The organism is Streptomyces sp. P9(2023) (assembly GCF_032436795.1).
Classification (GTDB): Bacteria; Actinomycetota; Actinomycetes; order Streptomycetales; family Streptomycetaceae; genus Streptomyces.
Window position 1 is genome coordinate 23,370 of the sequence record NZ_JAUPWM010000027.1, and the last position, 17,766, is coordinate 41,135.

A 17,766-nucleotide genomic window follows, 5' to 3' on the forward strand; every position below is an offset into this window, starting at 1 on the left:
GTGCCCCCTTCCCCAGGGACGACTATGGGGAGCCGTGGCCGCGGTGATGCCGATGGCCGTGGGCTGGAGCGTCCTCGTCCGGCGACACCGCTTCCTCGATCACGTGACCCGAAGGCCGCAGCCCGGTGAGGGTCACCGCGACGAGCCGCTGAACCGCCGCCTTCGACGGGAGGCCCGCAGCCGCGCCGAGCGCGTGGAGGCAGTACGCGGCGAGCTCGTCGGCGACGACGTCGGTGCGCATCGCACCACTCGCGGCGCCCTCGGCGACCAGGTCCCGGACGAGCTGCAGGAGCCGCTGGTGGGTCTGGGTGAGGGCCGGCCCTTGGTGGAGCAGCGCGGCCATGTCGGTGCCGTGGTGGCCGTGACGCTCGTACGAGATGAGGGCGTACGTCTCCAGTACGGCGTGGAGCCGCTGACCCGGGTCGACGATGCGGTCCCGTACGGCTTCGAGCTGTTCGAGATGGTGGGCGACCTGGCGCTCGTGCCAGGCGGCGAGGATCGACTCGACGTCCGGGAAGTACTTGTAGAGCGTCGCCCGTCCGATGCCGGTCTCCTGCGCGATCCGCGACATGGTCACCGACATCAGGCCGTGCTCGGCGACCAGCGCGGCGGTCGCGTCGAGGGTCGCGTCCCGCACGGCGTTGCGGTGAGCCTCGATCGTCTCGTTCCACAGCTTCGGCATCCCCACAATGTACGGGACGCCGGGGGCATGACACCATGGCTTGACAGAGACACTCTGTATCGAAAAGGTGGGCGCGGCCGGCGTCCCGCCGTTCCGTTCCCGTACGCATCGGAGTCTCCCCATGTCCGAGCAGGCCCCTCCCCCGCACGCTCCCCGGCCCCGCTGGGTGACCGCGCTCCTGATCGGCGCGGCGGTCCTCGTCGTGGCCTTCCTCGCCCTGCATCTGGCCGGCGGCGGCATGCGGGGCCACGGCTGATGGCGATGTCGCCGCGCGTGCGCAAGCTCGCCCTCACCGCCCATGTGACCGCCTCCGTCGGCTGGTTCGGCGCGGTCGCGGTCTTCCTCGCCCTCGCCGTGACCGGACTGACCGCGAAGGACGCACTGACGGTCCGGTCGGTGTACGTCACGATGGACGTGACCGGCTGGTACGTGATCGTCCCGCTCTGCTTCGCCGCGCTGGCCACCGGCATCGTGTCCTCGCTCGGCACGACCTGGGGCCTCTTGCGCTACTACTGGGTGACGGTGAAGCTGGCGATCACCGTCCTGGCGACCGGCGCCCTGCTCCTGCACATGCCGCCCATCAGCCATATCGCGAGCGCGGCGGCAGCACCGGACTGGACCGGCGACACCCTCACCGGCCTGCGAACCCAGCTCGTCGTCCAGTCCGCCGCGGCCCTGGTCGTGCTCCTGCTGGCGACCGCCCTGTCGACGCACAAGCCGCAGGGCCGGACCCGCTACCGGCAGCGCAGGCAGCAGCGTTCCGGTCCCGATCAGAGGTCCAGCGTCAGCATGGGGCTCCGCGCCCGGGAGACGCACGGATAGATCACGTCACGGCGGGCACGGTCGCCCCTCGGGAGCACGTTGTCCCGGTGGTCCGGGATCCCGTCAAGGACGCGCAACTCGCAGCTGCCGCAGACCCCTTCGCCGCAGGAGTACTCGATGGTGGGGACCGCGGTGCGGAGGACGTCGAGAAGGCTGCGGTCGACAGGGACGGGCAACACCCGCCCGGAGCGGCGGAGTTCCACCTCGAACGCCCGTGCGCCGGTGACGGTCCCGGCGGCCCCGGAGCCGTGGAAACGTTCCACGTGCAGGTGCGGACGCCGGTCGGGACCACGGGCGGCGACGGCCGACTCCACGGCCCTGAGCAGGGGTTCGGGACCGCAGGCGTAGACGGCCGTACGCGTCGACGCGTCCTTGAGCGCCCCTGCGAGGTCGGGCAGACCGTCGGTGTCCTGCGGAACGAGGCGTACGCGGTCGCCACCGAGGGCCTGGAGCTCCTCGGTGAACGCCATGGCTGTGCGCGAACGGGCGCCATAGACGAGGCTCCAGTCGCGGTCGGCGGCCTCGACGGCGCGGATCATGGGCAGGAGCGCTGTGATGCCGCCCGCGAGGAACACGTAGCGCTCCGCGAGTACGAGCGGGAACCGGTTGCGAGGCCCCCGGACGGCGATCCGCTGCCCCTCGCGCAGTCTGTGCACCTCCGCCGATCCACCGCGGCCGTCGTCGAACCGGAGCACGGCGACGCGGTAGGTGGCGGGATCGTCGGGGTCCCCGCACAGGGAGTACGAGCGGATCAGACCGGACGGGAGGACCAGGTCGATGTGGGCGCCCGGCTCCCAGCTGGGCAGGACGGCGCCGTCAGCCGCGGCGAACTCGACGGTCACCACGCCGTCGGCGGCCCGCTGGACCTCCGTCACCACTACGGGGCGAGAGCCCTGGGCGTCTGCGGTCCGGGTCGGACGTTCGGCCGACGGGCCGTCGTCCGTGCGCCGTCCCACGACGAGCCGGTAGACGGCCAGGAACGTGACGGCCGCGCCCACAAGCAGTGCCGTCCAGCGCGCGGCGTCTTCGTCGGTGCCCGCGGTGAGGGCGTGGACGGTGGTCAGCAGGAACAGCGGGAAGGTGCTGTAGTGCACGTACCGCCACCATCGTTGCGGGATACGGGACTTGAGAAGCGAGGTGGTCTGGACGGCCGCCACCAGGTAGAGAGCGGCCACACCCCAGGCGACGGCCACAGGCCGGTACGCGGACGTGAAGGGGATCACGATCTGGAGCAGTCCGATGTCGACCCAGCTGTCGGCGACGAGCCCGAGCAGGTGCAGGACGAGGAAGCTCAGCGAGAACCCGGCCAGGAAGCGGTGCAGGTCGAGGAGCCGGGCGTGCGGCGCACGGTGTCCCAGGACGCGGGTGCGGACGAGGAGTCCCCAGACGACGGTGGCCGAGAGCAGCCACCAGGACATCAGCCCGCCGACGCGGGCGAGGTACCACCAGAGCTTGGGGTCCACGACACAAACCTTTCCCATGGCCCGGCGCTGCGCGCCGTACCGTCTTCCGTCACGAGCAGCCCCGCGACCCCGTGGGTTTCGAGGAGTTCGGCCCCCGCCTCCGGGCCAGCGATCAGTGCCGCCTTGGCCAGCACCTCCGCCCAGTGCGCCTCGCCCGCGACGACCGTGACGGTCACCGCATCCCCTGCCGCCGGTGAGCCTGTGGCCGGGTCGATCAGGTGATGACGCTCCTCCCCTTGCCACTGCCAGCGGCGCCGCAGGCGGGTGGAGGTGGCGACGGCGCCGTCCGTGAGGGACAGCCACGCCGTGTCTGTGCCGGGACGTGTCTCGTCCTCCACCGCGACCGACCACGCGCCGGTGCCGGGCGGCGTGCCCCATACCCGTACGTCACCACCGAGGTTGACGCACGCGCCGTCGGCCCCCGCGGCGCGCAGCCACTGGGCGACGAGGTCAGCGGCGTAGCCCTTCCCGATGCCGCCGGGATCGAGCCGTACGCCTGGCGGCAGACGGACGGCGTCGTCACGGAACTCAATGCCCGAACACCCGAAGGCGGGCACGGGCCGGACGCTACCCGGCAGTTCGCGCGCCACCTCGTCGAAGGTGCGGTCGTACCCGGCGGCTTCGAGGGCCGGCAGCACGGTCGGATCGAAGAGCCCGCCGGTCACGTCCCACGCCCGTACCGCTCGGGAGACGAGAGCGAGGGTCGGAGGGGAGAGCGGAACCCAGGTTCCCGGTGCGGAGTTGAGCCGGCACAGCTCGCTCTCGGGGCGGAACCGGGACCACAGCAGCTCCAGTTCGCGCAGGAGCCCGCGGGCGGGCTCGACCAGATCCACGCCGCCGGTGATCAGGAGGTGTCCCGTGCTACCCATCACCCGGAAGCGCGACTCGGCGAGCGACTCAGCTGCCACTGCTGCGGGTGACCGGAGCCGATGGTACGGCCGGTGCGGGAGTCGCCGAAGTGGCCGTCGCATCGGCGCTCGTGCCGCCGCAGCCGCTCCCGCTGCTGCGGGTGACCGGGGCAGCCGGATTCGACTGGGCCTGAGGGGCTGCGGGAGTCGCGGCCGTCGGCATCGAGGCGGCGACGCTCTGGCTCGCGGTCGCCACGGACTCACCGCCTGCCATCAGGATTGCCGTGAGCAGCATGGCGCCGGAGACGCCGGCGGCGGCCACTCCCACCCGTACCGCGGTACGGCGGTCCCGCTCGTCATCGTCAGGGCTCGGCCGGTCGGCCATCGGGGTCTCTCCTTGAACGTACGGGTGCGCGTGCACAACTTCTTGTGATGCGGGTGGCGCTACATGTCGCCCATCCCCATGCCCATGCCGTCGTCCATGCCCATGCCGCCACCCATGCCGGACTTGTTCATGCCACCCATGCCGCCGCTCATACCGCCTGACTTGTTCATGCCCTTGTCCTGGCCCATCTCCATGCCCGAATCCATGCCGGCCCTCATGCCGGCCTCCATGCCGTCGCGCACGCCCTGCATCCACCTCCGCATCTCGGCCTCGCTCATGCCCGTGCCACCGTTGCCCTGCTGCGCGGGCTGGGAGGGCTGCATCGGCTGAGCGGACTGGGAAGGCTGGGCGGGCTGGTTCGGCTGGGCGGGAGCGGTCGGCGGGGTCGTACCGGCGCTCGGGGTGGCGGCGGGCATGGTCGACATGCCCGTGCCGGCCGGCGTGTCGGGGCCGCCTCCCACGATGGCGGCGGTGGCGACGGTCGCGGTGACGCCGACCGTGACAACGGCCGCGGCGATGGCGAGGGCGGTGCGGTGCTTGATGGCGTCGGCCATGAGGATTCGTCCTTTGACTCGGAAGGAGGGGGGGGTCAGCTGTTGTTCGTGGGCTGGAAGCGGCGCAGGCGCAGGCTGTTCGTCACGACGAACACCGAGGAACTGGCCATCGCCGCACCCGCGATGAGCGGGTTGAGCAGCCCGAAGGCCGCGAGCGGCAGGGCGCCGACGTTGTAGACGAAGGCCCAGAAGAGGTTGCCCTTGATGGTGGAGAGGGTCTTGCGGGCGAGCCGGATCGCGTCGGCCGCGCCGCGCAGGTCGCCCTTGACCAGGGTGAGATCGGCGGCGGCGATGGCCGCGTCGGTACCCGTGCCCATCGCGAGACCGAGGTCGGCTTGAGCGAGCGCGGCAGCGTCGTTGACGCCGTCGCCGACCATGGCCACGACCTTCCCGTCGGCCTGCAGGCGCTTGATCTCGGCGACCTTGTCCTCGGGGTGGACCTCGGCGATCACCTTGTCGATACCGACCTCGGCGGCTACGTGCTCGGCGGCGGCCCGGTTGTCGCCGGTGAGCAGCACCGGGGTCAGACCCAGCTTCTTGAACTGGGCGACAGCCTCCGCGCTGGTCGGCTTGACGGTGTCGGCGACGACGAGGGCGGCCCGTACGTTGCCGTCCCAGGCGGCGAACACGACGGTACGGCCCGCGCGTTCGGCCTTCTGCTGGGCGCGGACCAGCTCGGCGGGGATCTCCAGGTCGTGCTCGTCGGTCAGCCAGCTCGCCCGGCCGGCGAGCATCTGCCGCCCGTCGACCGTGCCGGTGACACCACGACCGGCGTGGTTGGCGAATCCCGTTACGGACGCCAGGTCGCCGGTCTCGTCCTCGGCGGCGTCCGCGATCGCCCTGGCGATCGGGTGCTCACTGGCATACTCCAGCGCTCCGGCCCTGCGCAGCACCTCGGCCCGGTCCTCACCGTCGGCCGTAATCACGTCGGCGAGCCGCATCCGGCCCTCGGTGACAGTGCCGGTCTTGTCCAGCACGATCGTGTCGATCCGGCGGGTGGACTCCAGTACCTCCGGCCCCCGGATGAGCAGCCCGAGCTGGGCACCGCGCCCCGTACCGACCATCAGTGCGGTCGGTGTGGCGAGCCCGAGCGAGCAAGGGCAGGCGATGATCAGTACGGCGACGGCGGCGGTCAGGCCGACTGCGACGGAGTAACCCAGGATCAGCCAGGCGAACAGGGTCTCCACGGCGAGCAGGATGACGATGGGTACGAAGACCGCCGAGAGGGAGTCGGCGAGGCGCTGCACCTCCGCCTTGCCGGTCTGGGCCTCTTCCACCAGGTGCGCGATCTGCGCGAGCTTGGTGTCCGAGCCGACGCGCGTGGCCCGGACGACAAGCCGTCCGCCCGCGTTGACGGTCGCTCCCGTGACCGGATCGCCCGCGCCGACCTCCACCGGCAGCGACTCACCCGTGATCAGCGACTCGTCGACGGCGGAGGTGCCGTCGGTCACCACGCCGTCGCTGGCGATCTTCTCGCCGGGGCGTACGACGAACTCGTCGCCGACCGCCAACTGTTCGATCGGTACGCGCGTCTCGCGTCCGTCGCGCAGGACGGTGACGTCCTTGGCACCGAGGTCCATCAGGGCGCGTATCGCCTCGCCCGCGCGGCTTCGGGCACGGGCCTCGAAGTAGCGGCCGGCGAGGATGAAGGCCGTGAGGGCGGCGGCGACCTCCAGGTAGACCTCGGCCTGCCCGGCGTGCTCCCCGGAGCGGGGCAGCAGGGAGACCGTCATCCGCATGCCGGGTTCGCCGGCGCCGCCGAGGAACAGGGCGTAGACGCTCCACAGCCAGGCGGCGAGCACGCCGAGCGAGACCAGGGTGTCCATGGTCGCCGCCTTGTGGCGCAGGTTCAGGGCGGCGGCTCGGTGGAAGGGCCACGCGCCCCACAGGGCGACGGGCGAGGCGAGCGCGAAGGCGAGCCACTGCCAGAACCGGAACTGGAGGACCGGGATCATCGACAGCAGCACCACGGGCACGGTCAGCGCGGCGGAGACGATCAGCCGGTCGCGCAGCGCTCGTACGTGCCGCTCTTCCTCGCCGCCCGGCTCGTCACCGGCCGCCTGCCCTTCGCTCCCCTCCGATGTGGTGGCGGGCGGGGTGGGCAGGCTCGCGCCGTACCCCGTGGCCTTGACCGTGGCGATCAGGTCCTGGGGCGTGAGGTCCTCGGGGCAGCCGACGCGGGCACCCCGGTGGCGAAGTTGACCGTCGCGCTGACGCCGGGCATCTTGTTCAGCTTGCGCTCGATGCGCGCGGCACAGGAGGCGCAGGTCATACCGGTGATCGCAGATCGACGGTCTGTGGCGGCGCGTCCTCGTCCGCCGGCTGCGGGAGGGTTGCGGTGCTCATGGTGCGGGTCTCGCCTGGTGCTCGCCGTCGCTCTCTCAGGCTGCAACCAGCTCGTAGCCGGCCTCGACGACGGCCGCCCGCACGTCCTCCGTCGCGAGCGGGGCGTCGCTGTCGACGGTGACGAGCCCGGTAGCGAGTTCGACCTCGACCTTCCGCACCCCGGTGATCTCGGTGATCTCCTCGGTGACGGACGCGACGCAGTGCCCGCAGGTCATGCCGGTGACGGTGTACGTGGACTGGCTCATCGAGGGCTCCTCGCTTCAAGCGGACGGCCGCCGGGTCCGGCGGCCTCCGGTCTCAGGGGCGATCCCTGGACAGCCACAGGGTTACACTTCCAGCGCACTGGAAGTTCAAGGGCGGAGGGCCATGAAGATCGGCGAAGTGGCTGACCTCACAGGGACCAGCACGAAGACCATCCGTTTCTACGAGGACTCCGGCCTGGTCCCGCCTCCGGCGCGCACGCCGAGCGGCCACCGTGTCTACGGCCCGGAGACGGCCGACCGGCTCCGCTTCATCCGCCGCTGCCAGGCCGCCGGCATGTCCCTTCAGGAAGTCCGGCAGATCGTCACCGTGCACGACAGCGGCGAGAGCCCCTGCGCCCACGTCGGACGCGTGCTGACCGACCGCCTGAACCATGTCCGTGCCCAGGTCGCCGAACTCGTCACGCTCGAAGCCCACCTGGAGAAGCTGCTGGCCCACGCCGCCCAGGGCAAGCCGACCGACCACGACGACACGGCGGTCTGCTGGATCCTCGAAGCGGACCTCGCGGACGGTGCGACGACCCGCTGACCGGCCCCGTCAGGCCACGCTTTCCATAGTCGGCGTACCGACCGCCCGCCGGGACCGCCACATCGAGACGCCGGTGAGCGCCGTCAGCGCCACCATGACGCCGACCGAGATCAGGAACGCCGGCGAGGTCGGTGACGAAGCGGAGGCTCCGGCGACGACGTAGGCGGCTGTACCGGGCAGCACGCCCAGCGCCGTGGCGGCGGCGAAGGAGCGCAGCCGTACGCCGGAGAAGGCGGCGGCGAAGTTGACCGCCGGGAAGGGAACGCCGGGCACGACCCGCAGCAGGAACACGCTGCGGAAGCCCTGCTGGGTAAGCCGCCGGTCCAGCGCGGACAGCACCTTCCCCTTCAGGAACGGCTGAAGCGCCTCGCGCCCGAGGCCCCGCCCCAGCGCGAAGGCCAGGACCGCACCCAGGGTCGTCCCCGCCACAGCCAGCACCAGCCCCTCGGGTGCGCCGAAGAGGACCCCGGCAGCGACGTTGAGTACGGGCTTGGGGAAGAAGGCCAGGGTGCCGATCGCGAACACGAGGACGAAGGCGAGCCCCGCCCAGGCAGGGGGAATTTCGGAGTCGAGACCCTGAGTGAGCACACGCTGAGGGCTCCACAGGAGGAGAGAGCCGGCCGCCGCTGCCAGGATCGCGACGAGCAGACCCAGCCGGACGGACGGTGTCATATGCACACGCCGAGTGTACGTGGACGGGGGCCCGACCGGCCGAGCGGATGGCGACGGGCGCCAGTGCCACAGCGTCTCCGGGGCCGGGCCGAATCCGGGTGGGATCGAGGACGTCGGCACCCCTCCGGCCCCGGCTCGTCGAGGCTCACGGCGCCTTCCCGGACTCCGTCGATTTCCGCGTGTTGCTCCCGGCGCCGTCGCTCGGGGACCGACCGGCGGACGACGACGGCGCGCCCGGAAGTCGCAGCCCTTTCAACGCGAGGGCGTTGACGGCGACGATGACGCTGGACCCGGACATCGACAGGGCGGCGATCTCGGGCCGCAGGACCAGTCCGGTGGCGGGTTCGAAGACTCCGGCGGCGATCGGCAGGGCGATCGCGTTGTAGCCGATGGCCCAGCCGAGGTTCTGGCGCATCTTGCGCAGGGTGCCTCGGCCGATGCGCAGCGCAGTGGCCACGTCGAGGGGGTCGGAACGCATCAGGACGAGGTCGGCGGTCTCGATGGCCACGTCCGTGCCGGCACCGATGGCGATGCCGAGGTCGGCCTGCGCGAGGGCCGGGGCGTCGTTGACTCCGTCGCCGACCATGGCGACCTTGCGGCCGTCCCGTTGCAGTTCGGCGACTTTGGCCGCCTTGTCGCCGGGCAGGACCTCGGCGATCACGGTGTCGATGCCGAGGCGGTTCGCGATGCGCTCGGCGGTGGCCTGGTTGTCCCCGGTGAGCATGACGACTTCGACACCGAGGGCGTGGAGTTCGGCCACGGCGCCGGCCGAGGTCTCCCTGGGCGCGTCGGCGATGCCGATCAGGCCGGCGGCACGTCCGTCCACGGTGGCGATGACGACCGTACGACCGGTGGCGGCCAGCTCCTCGCGCCGGGCGGACAGCTCGCCGAGGTCGACGCCCTCACGCTCGGCCAGGCGGCGGTTGCCGACCGCGATCCGGTGACCGTCGACGACGGCGGTCGCACCATGGCCGGGTACGTTCTCGAAGTGCCGGGCGCTCGCCGCGTCCACGGACCGCGCCTCGGCGTACCGTACGACGGCCCCGGCGAGGGGGTGCTCGGACTCGCGCTCGACCGCCGCGACCAGCCGCAGCAGGTCGTCTTCATCCGTGCCCGGGGCGGTGACCACGTCGGTCACTTCTGGTTCGCCCTTGGTCAGGGTGCCGGTCTTGTCCATGACGACGGTCTGGACGCGGGCAGAGGTCTCCAGGGCGATCGCGTTCTTGAACAGGACGCCTCGTCTGGCTCCCAGGCCGGTGCCCACCATGATCGCGGTGGGGGTCGCCAGGCCGAGGGCGTCCGGGCAGGTGATGACGACGACGGTGATGGCGAAGAGCATGGCCGTGCTGAACGGCCGGTCGGTGGCCAGCAGCCAGACGGCCAGGGTCGCGGTGCCGCCGATGAGCGCGACGAAGACCAGCCAGAACGCGGCGCGGTCGGCGAGCCGCTGGCCGGGGGCCTTGGAGTTCTGGGCCTCCTGGACCAGTTTCACGATCTGGGCCAGTGCCGTGTCGGCGCCGACCTTGGTGGCGCGCACGCGCAGTGTGCCGTTGGCGTTGAGGGTCGCGCCGACGACCTGGGAGCCCGGGGCCTTGTGTACCGGCAGGCTCTCCCCGGTGACCATCGACTCGTCGACCTCGCTCTCGCCCTCCTCCACGACTCCGTCGACGGCGATCTTGGCGCCGGGCCGGACCAGCAGCAGGTCGCCGCCCACGACCTCGGCGGTGGGGATCTCGACCGGCGCGCCGTCGCGCACCACGAGGGCCTTCGGCGGTGCCAGGTCGAGCAGGGTACGGATGGCGTCGTTGGCGCCGCCGCGGGCGCGCATCTCGAACCAGTGGCCGAGCAGGACGAAGGAGGCCAACACGGTGGCCGCCTCGTAGAAGACGTCGCCGCCCCCGGTGAGGGTGATGATCAGGGAGTACAGCCAGCCGGAGCCCACGGCGACCGCGACCAGCACCATCATGTCGAGCGTGCGGGCCCGCAGGGCTCGTACGGCCCCGTCGAAGAAGATCGAGCACGAGTAGAAGATCACCGGCAGGCTCAACAGCAGGGCCCACACGTCCTGGCGCAGCCCGAACGGTACAGGTGCGTGCCAGCCGAACACGTCCTCGCCGATCGGCGACCAGATGACGATGGGGATCGAGAACACGAGCGCCACCAGGAAGCGGTTGCGCATGTCCGCGCCCATGTCCGCCATCGACATGGCCTTGTGTCCGCCGTGCCCCATCAGCTCATGCGGCGACGGCATCTCCTCGGCCCCGGTGGCGGCCTCGTGTGCCGCGTGCCCGACGTGGCCGGCAGGCGGGGCCGCCGCTGGTCCCCCCACGTCGTGGCCCTCGTGAGCCACGTACCGGCCCTCGGCGGCTTCGACGGGCGGGTCCGGTTCGGCCATCGGGTCGCAGATGTGGGACGGCACGGACTGGCCCGCGCAGTGGTAGCCGCACTCGGTCACCCAGCGGCGCAGCTCGGCCAGCGAGGTGCGGCGCGGATCGAAGACCACCGTCGCCGCCTGCGCGACCGGGTTGACCTCCACCTCCAGCACGCCGGGCCGCCGCCCGAGGACGGCGGCGACCGTACTCTGCTGCGACGCCCAGGCCAGGCCGCGTACGTCCAGAACAGCCGTGCTGCGCTCCTTGCCGGGCTCCGCTTCGTCGGGTGTGCCGTGATCGTGGCGCTCTGCTGGGTGGTGCACGCTCACTCCTCCTTCGGTGTCCCGGAGGCCGACGGGCGGGGAGCCGGCGGCGGGTGCCGGCGACCGCGCGGCGTCGGGTCCCGGCTCGGACCGCAGTCCGTAATACAGCCTGCCCGCGGAGAACACCGGTGTCGTGGTGAGCGCCCAGAACCAGAGTCGGGCCCACCCCAGGTTTTCGCGTGTTCCGGCGGACAGGCACCGGTCCCCTTCCTCGCCTGGAAGGCGCCGGGCGCCTGGGCGGAGGTTGCGCCCCGGGCCGCCGAGCCGGAGCCTGTAGGTGTCCGCCCACGACAAACGGCCTGGCTGATGCTTCACCCAGCCGAGAGGAGGCGGGCCGCCATGACCAGCATCACTCGCCGCATCACCACCCTGTTCCGGACCAAGGCGAACAAGGTCCTGGACAAGGCCGAGGATCCGCGCGAGGTACTGGACTACTCCTACACCCAGCAGCAGGAGATGCTGCAGAAGGTGCGACGGGGCTTGGCCGACGTGGCCACCAGCCGCAAGCGCATCGAAATGCAGATAAGCCGACTGGAGCAGTCAGGCGGCAAGCTCGAGGGCCAGGCGCAGCAGGCGCTGGCCGCCGGACGCGAGGACCTCGCCCGCGAGGCCCTGGCCCGGCGCACCGCCGGCGCCTCCCAGATCACCGACCTCCAGACCCAGCACGAAACGTTGCAGGTGGAGGAGGAGAAGCTGACCCTCGCCTCGCAGCGCCTGGAGGCGAAGGTGGACGCCTTCCGCACGAGCAAGGAGACCATCAAGGCCCGCTACACCGCGGCCGAGGCCCAGACCCGTATCACCGAGGCCGTCACGGGTATCGGCGAGGAGATGGGCGATGTCGGCCTGGCCATGCAGCGTGCCCAGGACAAGACCGAGGCACTGCAGGCCCGAGCCGGCGCGCTGGACGAGCTGCTCGCCTCCGGCGCGCTGGAGGACGCCACCCTCCCGGCCGGACGTGACGACATCCAGGCCGAACTCGAACGCGTCACCGCCGGCCAGGACGTGGACAGGGAACTGGCCCGGATGAAGGCCCAGCTCCCGGGCTCCGCCACCCCGCCGGCCGTGGAGGGCAAGGGGGGCACCGAGCCGGGCCCGCCGGACCAGGAGGCGACATCATGATCATGCGGATTCTCGGCGAGGGCCAGTACGAGATCGCCGAGGCACACCTCGACCATCTCGACGAGCTGGACTCCGACCTGCAGTCGGCCGCCGACGCGGGCGACGAGACGGCCTTCGCCGCCTCCCTGTCAGCCCTGCTGGACGCCGTACGCGCTCTCGGCACCCCGCTTCCGGACGGGACGATCACGCCGTCCGACCTGGTTCTGCCCGACGCGGACACCAGCCTCACACAGGTCCGCGAACTGCTCTCCGACGAGGGCCTCATCCCGGGGTGACGACGATGCACAGCCGCTTCGAACCGGACCGGCAGCTCACGGCCCGGATGCTGGTCACCATGTTCCTGCTCGGACTGCTGTACGTGGCGTTCATCGCCGCGCTGATCGCGCTGCTCAAGTCCGTCGTCCTGGTCGTCGTCATCGCCGCCGGGCTGCTTGGCGCCCAGTACTGGTACTCCGACCGGATCGCCCTGTACGCGATGCGCGGTCGCCTGGTCACCCGTGAGGAGGCGCCCCAGCTGCACGGCGTCATCGACCGCCTGTGCGCCACCGCCGACATGCCCAAGCCACGCGTGGCCGTCTCCCAGACGGACCTGCCCAACGCCTTCGCCACCGGCCGCAACGCCAACCACGCGGTCGTCTGCGTCACCACCGGGCTCCAGCGCCGCCTGGAACCCGCGGAGCTCGAAGGCGTCCTCGCCCACGAGCTGTCCCATGTCGCGCACCGCGACGTCGCAGTGATCACCATCGCCTCCTTCCTGGGCGTGATCGCGGGCCTCATCGTCCGCTTCGCCTTCTACTCCCAGCTGTTCGGCGGCCGGAGCCGCGACCAGAACACGGCGGTCGTGATCATGGCGGTGATGGCGGTCTCGGCCGTCGTCTACGCGATCAGCTTCCTGCTGATCCGTGCGCTGTCCCGCTACCGCGAGCTGGCCGCCGACCGGGCCGGCGCCATGCTCACCGCCCGGCCCTCCGCCCTCGCGTCGGCCCTGACCAAGGTCACCGGCGACATCGCCCGCATCCCCACCCAGGACCTGCGCACCGCCCAGGCGTTCAACGCCTTCTTCTTCACGCCCGCCCTCGGGCCCGGCACCACGATGGCCAACCTGTTCTCCACCCACCCCACCCTGGAACGCCGACTGGACGCACTCGCGGAGATCTCCGAACAACTGGGCGAGCCCGGATGACCGCCGACCGCGCGCCCAGGGCGCCGAGCCGGACGGAAGGGAGGTGAACGATCGTGGGTTTCCTCGATGCCCTGTTCGGCCGCAGCAAACCGGCCAAGCCCGACCTCGACCAGCTCTTCGGCCTGCCGTCGGCGGCAATCACCCTCCAGGCGGCGATCGGCTTCGTCCCGACCGGGGCCGGTTCCGTGTGCTTCGCCAGCATCGAGGGCGGAGCCTTCGCCCAGGTCCAGAACGACGCACGCGCACTGCTCGACGCGGACACCCAACGGGGCGGCACACCAGTGGAGTTCAGTCGTGACGACTACGGCTACTCCTGGCTGCTCACCCGCCGGAGCCCCGACGACCTGCCCGGCCTCGTGGGCGACCTGCACGCCGTGAACACCGCCCTCCAGGACAGCGGCTTCGGACCCCAACTACTCTGCTCCCTCGTCGCCTTCCACGACGCCGAGCTCCGGCCGCTCGCCCTGATCTACCTCTACAAGCGCGGTACGTTCTGCCCCTTCGCTCCCCTGCCCGGCGAGAAACGCGACAACCCACTCGAACTCCAGGTCAAGGCCGTTCTCGCGGACGACCTGCGCATCGAGCGAGACCTGACCCGCTGGTTCCCCCTCTGGGGCGCGCCCGGCCTGTGACCAGCCGCGCGGGTTCTCCACGGCGCCTGGACGGCGTGGCCTGTCGACCCGGCGAGCCGCCGCCCCGGCGGGCGCCAGGCAGCCGACCAGGCCATGTCCCTGGTCAGGGGCCGCACCCACCTCGGCGAGCTGGGGAAGATCACCAGAGAGGAGAACCGGCTGGAGGAACGCCTCGCCGAGCTGCGCGCCCGCAAGAGCGCGCCGCATCCCGGGCCCAGGTGGCGGCGGTGATCTGGGTGAGAACGTCGACGCAGAAGCGGTCGCCCTCCCGAGATCACGGTTACCTGTTCTCATCTCCTCGTGGCGTGCCGCGCGCCGCGGGCGCACGGTAGCGGTCGGGTTCGGCGCGGAAGGCTGCGGCGCATCCGGCGGAGCAGAAGTAGTACCTCTCTCCGTCCAAGTCCTGATGCTCCGCGGCGGTTTGTGGGTCGATCCGCATGCCGCACACCGGGTCCGTGACGGTCGAAGGCGGCTCGTGCTGCCGGTCGTCGCCGGTGTGTTCGCTACTCATTTCGGTCTCCCGGGTCGTGGTCGGCCGTGGTGCGTGGTCGGCCGGTGTCTCGATCTGCGGCTCGACCGCCCGCCGGGTCGCAGGAGCAGCGGTGGGCGGCAGCGGCGACGTACGCCATCGGCGCAGGCGGGATGCGTTGGTGACAACGGAGAGAGAGGACAGGGCCATGGCGGCAGCGGCGATGATCGGGCTCAGTCGGATGCCCCACAGGGGGTACAGGGCCCCGGCGGCAATGGGGACGCCGACAGTGTTGTAGATCAGGGCGAAGAACAGGTTCTGCCGGATGTTGCGCATGGTGGAGCGGGAGAGCCTGATCTCGGTGACGACTCCGGTCAGTGAGCCGGAGATGAGGGTGATGTCGGCGGCTTCGATGGCCACGTCGGTGCCCGTTCCGATGGCCAGGCCGACATCGGCGGCGGCCAGGGCGGGAGCGTCGTTGATGCCGTCGCCGACCATGCCTACCCGACGGCCTTCGCCCTGGAGGCGGCGGATCTCGTCCGCCTTGTGCTCAGGGAGCACGTCGGCCAGTACGCGCCGTACTCCCACCTGGGCGGCGATGGCAGCGGCGGTGCGGGCGTTGTCGCCGGTCAGGATGGCGGTCTCGATCCCGAGCTGGTTCAGGGCGGCGATGGCCTGGGCAGAGTCGTCCTTGACGGTGTCGGCGACGGCGAGCACGCCGGCGGGCCGGCCGTCGACGGCAGCGAGGACCGGGGTCTTGCCCTCAGCCGAGTAGCGGGTCGCGACCGGATCGAGGGCGCCGGTTCCTACGTCGGCTTCGCCGAGCAGCCGGGCCGTGCCGACCAGGACCGTACGGCCGTCGATGGTGGCCCGCACGCCCCTGCCCGTGACCGAGTCGAAGCCGCTGGCCGCGGGCCAGGTGAGGCCCCGGTCGCTCGCCCCGGTGACGACGGCTGCCGCGAGCGGGTGCTCGCTGTCGGCCTCGGCGGCCGCGACCAGGGCCAAGAGCTCGTCGTCCTGGAAGCCGTCGGCGCAGTGGACGTCGGTGAGCCGGGGCTTGCCCGCCGTCACGGTGCCGGTCTTGTCCAGCACCACGGTGTCCAGCTTGTGGGCGGTCTCCAGCGCCTCGGCGGAGCGGATGAGGATGCCCGCCTGGGCGCCTTTGCCCGTACCGACCATGACCGAGAGCGGTGTGGCCAGGCCGAGCGCGCACGGGCAGGCGATGATCAGTACCGCGACAGCCGAGACCAGCGCCAGGGTCAGCGCCGGGGCGGGCCCGATCGTGAACCACAACGCGAAGGCGACGATCGCGATGGCGATGACGGCGGGTACGAAGTAGGCGGAGACGGCGTCGGCAAGGCGTTGGATCGGGGCTTTGGACGCCTGCGCCTCCCGCACCAGGCGGATGATCTGCGCGAGCATCGTGTCGGCACCGACCTTGTTCGCCCGGACCCGGAGCGACCCGGTGCCGTTCACGGTGGCACCGATGACCGTGTCCCCGGCCCGCTTGGTGACCGGCATCGGCTCGCCGGTGACCATCGACTCATCCACCGACGAAGCCCCCGACAGCACTACAGCGTCGACCGGCACCTTCTCCCCAGGCCGGACCAGCACCTCGTCGCCGACCGCGACCTCCTCGACCGGGATCTCGGCCTCGGTGCCGTTCCGGACGACGCGCGCGGTGCGGGCCTGGAGGCCCAGCAGGGCGCGGATGGCCTCCCCGGTGCCGGCCTTGGCCCGGGCCTCCAGCAGACGGCCGAGCAGGATCAGGGTGAGGATCGCCCCGACCGCCTCGAAGTACACCTTCCGTACGTCCTCGGGCAGCAGGCCGGGGGCGAGGGTGACCAGCAGGCTGTAGCCGTACGCGGCCGTCGTACCCAGCGTGATGAGGGAGTTCATGTCGGCGCCGCGGTGCTTGAGCGTCAGCCAGCCGGTGTAGTGGATCGGCCACCCGGTGTAGAGCATCACCGGCGTGATCAGTGCCAGTTGGAGCCAGTTGTTCAGCAGCCAGCCGGGCACCCAGTCGGCGTGGAACAGCTCGTGGGCCATCACGGCGAAGAGCACCGGGAGGGTGAGCACGGCGCCGACGGCGACCCGGCGGGTCAGGTCGGCGATCTCCGCACGCCGCTCGGCGGCATCGGCCGCCTCCGCCTCCGCCCCTGTGCCTTCCGCAGTGGCGACGGCAGCCGCGTCCCGGGTATCGCTCGGGGGGACCTCCGCTGCGCCGGCGCCCTCGACCGGTTCGACCATCAGCGTGCCGTGGATCATGTTCATCCCGCAGGCGAAGCCGAAGGACCCGGCCTGGTCGGGACTGATACGCACGGTGGTCCGCGCGTACGCCGGAAGCCCGGCACTGACCCTCAGGTCCGGAAAGACGACCCGGGAGGTGCACTCACCGCTCTCCTGCCGATCGAAGACCAGCTCCACCGGTACGCCCTGCCGGACGCGGATGACATCGGGGCTGTAGCCACCCCGCACCCTCACCTCGACCCGCTGCACCCCGGCCTCCAGCCGTGCTGCCCGGGCCCGGCGCGGCCCGAAGAAGAACCAGCCGAGACCGGCGATCAGGACGGCGGCGGAGGCCACCACGACGACATCGGCGACACCCATGCAGATCGTCCTCCCTGCGCGGTCGCTTCTCCATCCTCGCTCGCGACTTCCCGTAGGAGGTAGGGCCAGCCCCCTTCGGTAGGGCGAAGTACAATTTCCCATTGACCGCCTGCACTTGGCGGCGGACATGGAGCACGCCTTTCCCATGGTCGATGTCCTCCGGGCTCAACCCGAACACCTCGCCTTGTCGAAGCGACTCCTCCTCATGAACTGACACCTCGCCCCCCCCAGGCCCCCGGGCCGCACCATCCCGCGGCCCCACACCAGCAACGCAGTCGGTGGCTGCGGGCGCAGCCCAGGCGTACGTGCTTACTGAGACCGCTGACGCCTTCACGCCGATCGCCCCAGCGCGGTCCACGGCGCCGGCGGAACCCGCACCGCCACCCCACGGGCCGTGCCTCGGCCCCGTACAGCCGACGCCGTCCCATCGCACGGCTACCCGCGCCCTGCCCGCCGACACGGACCGGATGGTCGCGACGCCGGGACAGTGAGAAACT

At 71.5% G+C, this 17,766-nt stretch carries 16 protein-coding genes and 2 pseudogenes; 8 read left to right on the forward strand and 10 right to left on the reverse strand.

Annotation, left to right across the window (positions count from 1 at the left end):
* Positions 1-22: 22 nt before the first annotated feature.
* Positions 23-682: a TetR/AcrR family transcriptional regulator gene (locus Q5762_RS26915; protein WP_315894827.1), complete on the reverse strand. Its 660-nt coding sequence runs from the start codon at positions 680-682 to the stop codon at positions 23-25.
* A 121-nt stretch (positions 683-803) separates the two neighbouring features.
* Between Q5762_RS26915 and Q5762_RS26920 the strand changes: the two genes are divergently transcribed.
* Both Q5762_RS26920 and Q5762_RS26925 read left to right on the forward strand, forming a co-directional pair.
* A complete protein-coding gene (locus tag Q5762_RS26920) occupies positions 804-938 on the forward strand; it encodes a hypothetical protein (RefSeq protein WP_315894828.1) in 135 nt (44 codons plus the stop codon).
* On the forward strand, positions 938-1,504 hold the full coding sequence (locus Q5762_RS26925; protein ID WP_315894829.1) for a hypothetical protein: 567 nt from the start codon (positions 938-940) through the stop codon (positions 1,502-1,504). The genes Q5762_RS26920 and Q5762_RS26925 overlap by 1 nt, the downstream gene beginning before the upstream one ends.
* Here Q5762_RS26925 and Q5762_RS26930 read toward each other — a convergent pair.
* The 6 genes and pseudogenes from Q5762_RS26930 to Q5762_RS26955 form a co-directional block, all read right to left on the reverse strand.
* On the reverse strand, positions 1,453-2,967 hold the full coding sequence (locus tag Q5762_RS26930) for a 2Fe-2S iron-sulfur cluster-binding protein (RefSeq protein ID WP_315894830.1): 1,515 nt from the start codon (positions 2,965-2,967) through the stop codon (positions 1,453-1,455). The genes Q5762_RS26925 and Q5762_RS26930 overlap by 52 nt on opposite strands.
* Positions 2,922-3,875 carry an FAD:protein FMN transferase gene (locus tag Q5762_RS26935; RefSeq protein ID WP_315894831.1) on the reverse strand — a complete coding sequence of 318 codons (954 nt, stop codon included), beginning with the start codon at positions 3,873-3,875 and terminating at the stop codon, positions 2,922-2,924. The genes Q5762_RS26930 and Q5762_RS26935 overlap by 46 nt, the downstream gene beginning before the upstream one ends.
* The gene (locus tag Q5762_RS26940) at positions 3,865-4,200 is read right to left on the reverse strand and encodes a hypothetical protein (protein WP_315894832.1); all 336 of its coding nucleotides are present in this window, start codon (positions 4,198-4,200) and stop codon (positions 3,865-3,867) included. Before Q5762_RS26940 ends, Q5762_RS26935 begins: the two co-directional genes overlap by 11 nt.
* Before the next feature lie 59 nt (positions 4,201-4,259).
* Positions 4,260-4,754, reverse strand: a complete 495-nt coding sequence (locus Q5762_RS26945; RefSeq protein ID WP_315894833.1) for a hypothetical protein — start codon at positions 4,752-4,754, stop codon at positions 4,260-4,262.
* Between the two features lie 35 nt (positions 4,755-4,789).
* A pseudogene (locus tag Q5762_RS26950) lies at positions 4,790-7,026 on the reverse strand (heavy metal translocating P-type ATPase).
* Positions 7,027-7,135: 109 nt separating this feature from the next.
* Positions 7,136-7,336, reverse strand: a pseudogene (locus Q5762_RS26955) (heavy-metal-associated domain-containing protein); the annotation flags it as partial.
* Positions 7,337-7,466: 130 nt separating this feature from the next.
* Here Q5762_RS26955 and Q5762_RS26960 point away from each other — a divergent pair.
* The gene (locus Q5762_RS26960) at positions 7,467-7,889 is read left to right on the forward strand and encodes a heavy metal-responsive transcriptional regulator (RefSeq protein ID WP_315894834.1); all 423 of its coding nucleotides are present in this window, start codon (positions 7,467-7,469) and stop codon (positions 7,887-7,889) included.
* 9 nt (positions 7,890-7,898) lie between these two features.
* Here Q5762_RS26960 and Q5762_RS26965 read toward each other — a convergent pair whose 3' ends face one another.
* Together Q5762_RS26965 and Q5762_RS26970 are read right to left on the reverse strand one after the other, a co-directional pair.
* Entirely contained in the window at positions 7,899-8,561 is a 663-nt protein-coding gene (locus Q5762_RS26965; protein WP_315894879.1) for a TVP38/TMEM64 family protein, read from the reverse strand.
* 145 nt (positions 8,562-8,706) lie between these two features.
* On the reverse strand, positions 8,707-11,256 hold the full coding sequence (locus Q5762_RS26970; RefSeq protein ID WP_315894835.1) for a heavy metal translocating P-type ATPase: 2,550 nt from the start codon (positions 11,254-11,256) through the stop codon (positions 8,707-8,709).
* Between the two features lie 339 nt (positions 11,257-11,595).
* On the opposite strand from Q5762_RS26970, the gene Q5762_RS26975 reads away from it, so the two are divergent.
* The 5 genes from Q5762_RS26975 (at position 11,596) to Q5762_RS26995 (ending at position 14,421) form a co-directional block, all read left to right on the forward strand.
* Positions 11,596-12,375, forward strand: coding sequence for a PspA/IM30 family protein (locus tag Q5762_RS26975; RefSeq protein WP_315894836.1), 780 nt, complete (start codon positions 11,596-11,598; stop codon positions 12,373-12,375).
* The gene (locus tag Q5762_RS26980; protein ID WP_315894837.1) at positions 12,372-12,650 is read left to right on the forward strand and encodes a PspA-associated protein PspAA; all 279 of its coding nucleotides are present in this window, start codon (positions 12,372-12,374) and stop codon (positions 12,648-12,650) included. The genes Q5762_RS26975 and Q5762_RS26980 overlap by 4 nt, the downstream gene beginning before the upstream one ends.
* A 5-nt stretch (positions 12,651-12,655) precedes the next feature.
* On the forward strand, positions 12,656-13,558 hold the full coding sequence (gene htpX, locus Q5762_RS26985; protein WP_315894880.1) for a zinc metalloprotease HtpX: 903 nt from the start codon (positions 12,656-12,658) through the stop codon (positions 13,556-13,558).
* A 53-nt stretch (positions 13,559-13,611) separates the two neighbouring features.
* A complete protein-coding gene (locus tag Q5762_RS26990) occupies positions 13,612-14,190 on the forward strand; it encodes a PspA-associated protein PspAB (protein WP_315894838.1) in 579 nt (192 codons plus the stop codon).
* 93 nt (positions 14,191-14,283) lie between these two features.
* Positions 14,284-14,421, forward strand: coding sequence for a hypothetical protein (locus tag Q5762_RS26995; protein ID WP_315894839.1), 138 nt, complete (start codon positions 14,284-14,286; stop codon positions 14,419-14,421).
* Between the two features lie 49 nt (positions 14,422-14,470).
* Here the strand turns inward: Q5762_RS26995 and Q5762_RS27000 are convergent, their stop codons facing one another.
* Positions 14,471-17,269 (reverse strand): heavy metal translocating P-type ATPase, encoded by a 2,799-nt coding sequence (locus Q5762_RS27000; protein ID WP_315894840.1) that lies wholly within the window; start codon positions 17,267-17,269, stop codon positions 14,471-14,473.
* Positions 17,270-17,766: the final 497 nt, after the last annotated feature.

Coding starts and splice junctions, on each gene's coding strand:
- Q5762_RS26980 (WP_315894837.1), top strand. CDS start 12,372: ATGATCATGCGGATTCTCGGCGAGGGCCAGTACGAGATCGCCGAGGCA.
- Q5762_RS26965 (WP_315894879.1), bottom strand. CDS start 8,561: ATGACACCGTCCGTCCGGCTGGGTCTGCTCGTCGCGATCCTGGCAGCG.
- Q5762_RS26975 (WP_315894836.1), top strand. CDS start 11,596: ATGACCAGCATCACTCGCCGCATCACCACCCTGTTCCGGACCAAGGCG.
- Q5762_RS26920 (WP_315894828.1), top strand. CDS start 804: ATGTCCGAGCAGGCCCCTCCCCCGCACGCTCCCCGGCCCCGCTGGGTG.
- Q5762_RS26915 (WP_315894827.1), bottom strand. CDS start 682: ATGCCGAAGCTGTGGAACGAGACGATCGAGGCTCACCGCAACGCCGTG.
- Q5762_RS26960 (WP_315894834.1), top strand. CDS start 7,467: ATGAAGATCGGCGAAGTGGCTGACCTCACAGGGACCAGCACGAAGACC.
- Q5762_RS26940 (WP_315894832.1), bottom strand. CDS start 4,200: ATGGCCGACCGGCCGAGCCCTGACGATGACGAGCGGGACCGCCGTACC.
- Q5762_RS26995 (WP_315894839.1), top strand. CDS start 14,284: ATGTCCCTGGTCAGGGGCCGCACCCACCTCGGCGAGCTGGGGAAGATC.
- Q5762_RS26925 (WP_315894829.1), top strand. CDS start 938: ATGGCGATGTCGCCGCGCGTGCGCAAGCTCGCCCTCACCGCCCATGTG.
- htpX (WP_315894880.1), top strand. CDS start 12,656: ATGCACAGCCGCTTCGAACCGGACCGGCAGCTCACGGCCCGGATGCTG.
- Q5762_RS26945 (WP_315894833.1), bottom strand. CDS start 4,754: ATGGCCGACGCCATCAAGCACCGCACCGCCCTCGCCATCGCCGCGGCC.
- Q5762_RS27000 (WP_315894840.1), bottom strand. CDS start 17,269: ATGGGTGTCGCCGATGTCGTCGTGGTGGCCTCCGCCGCCGTCCTGATC.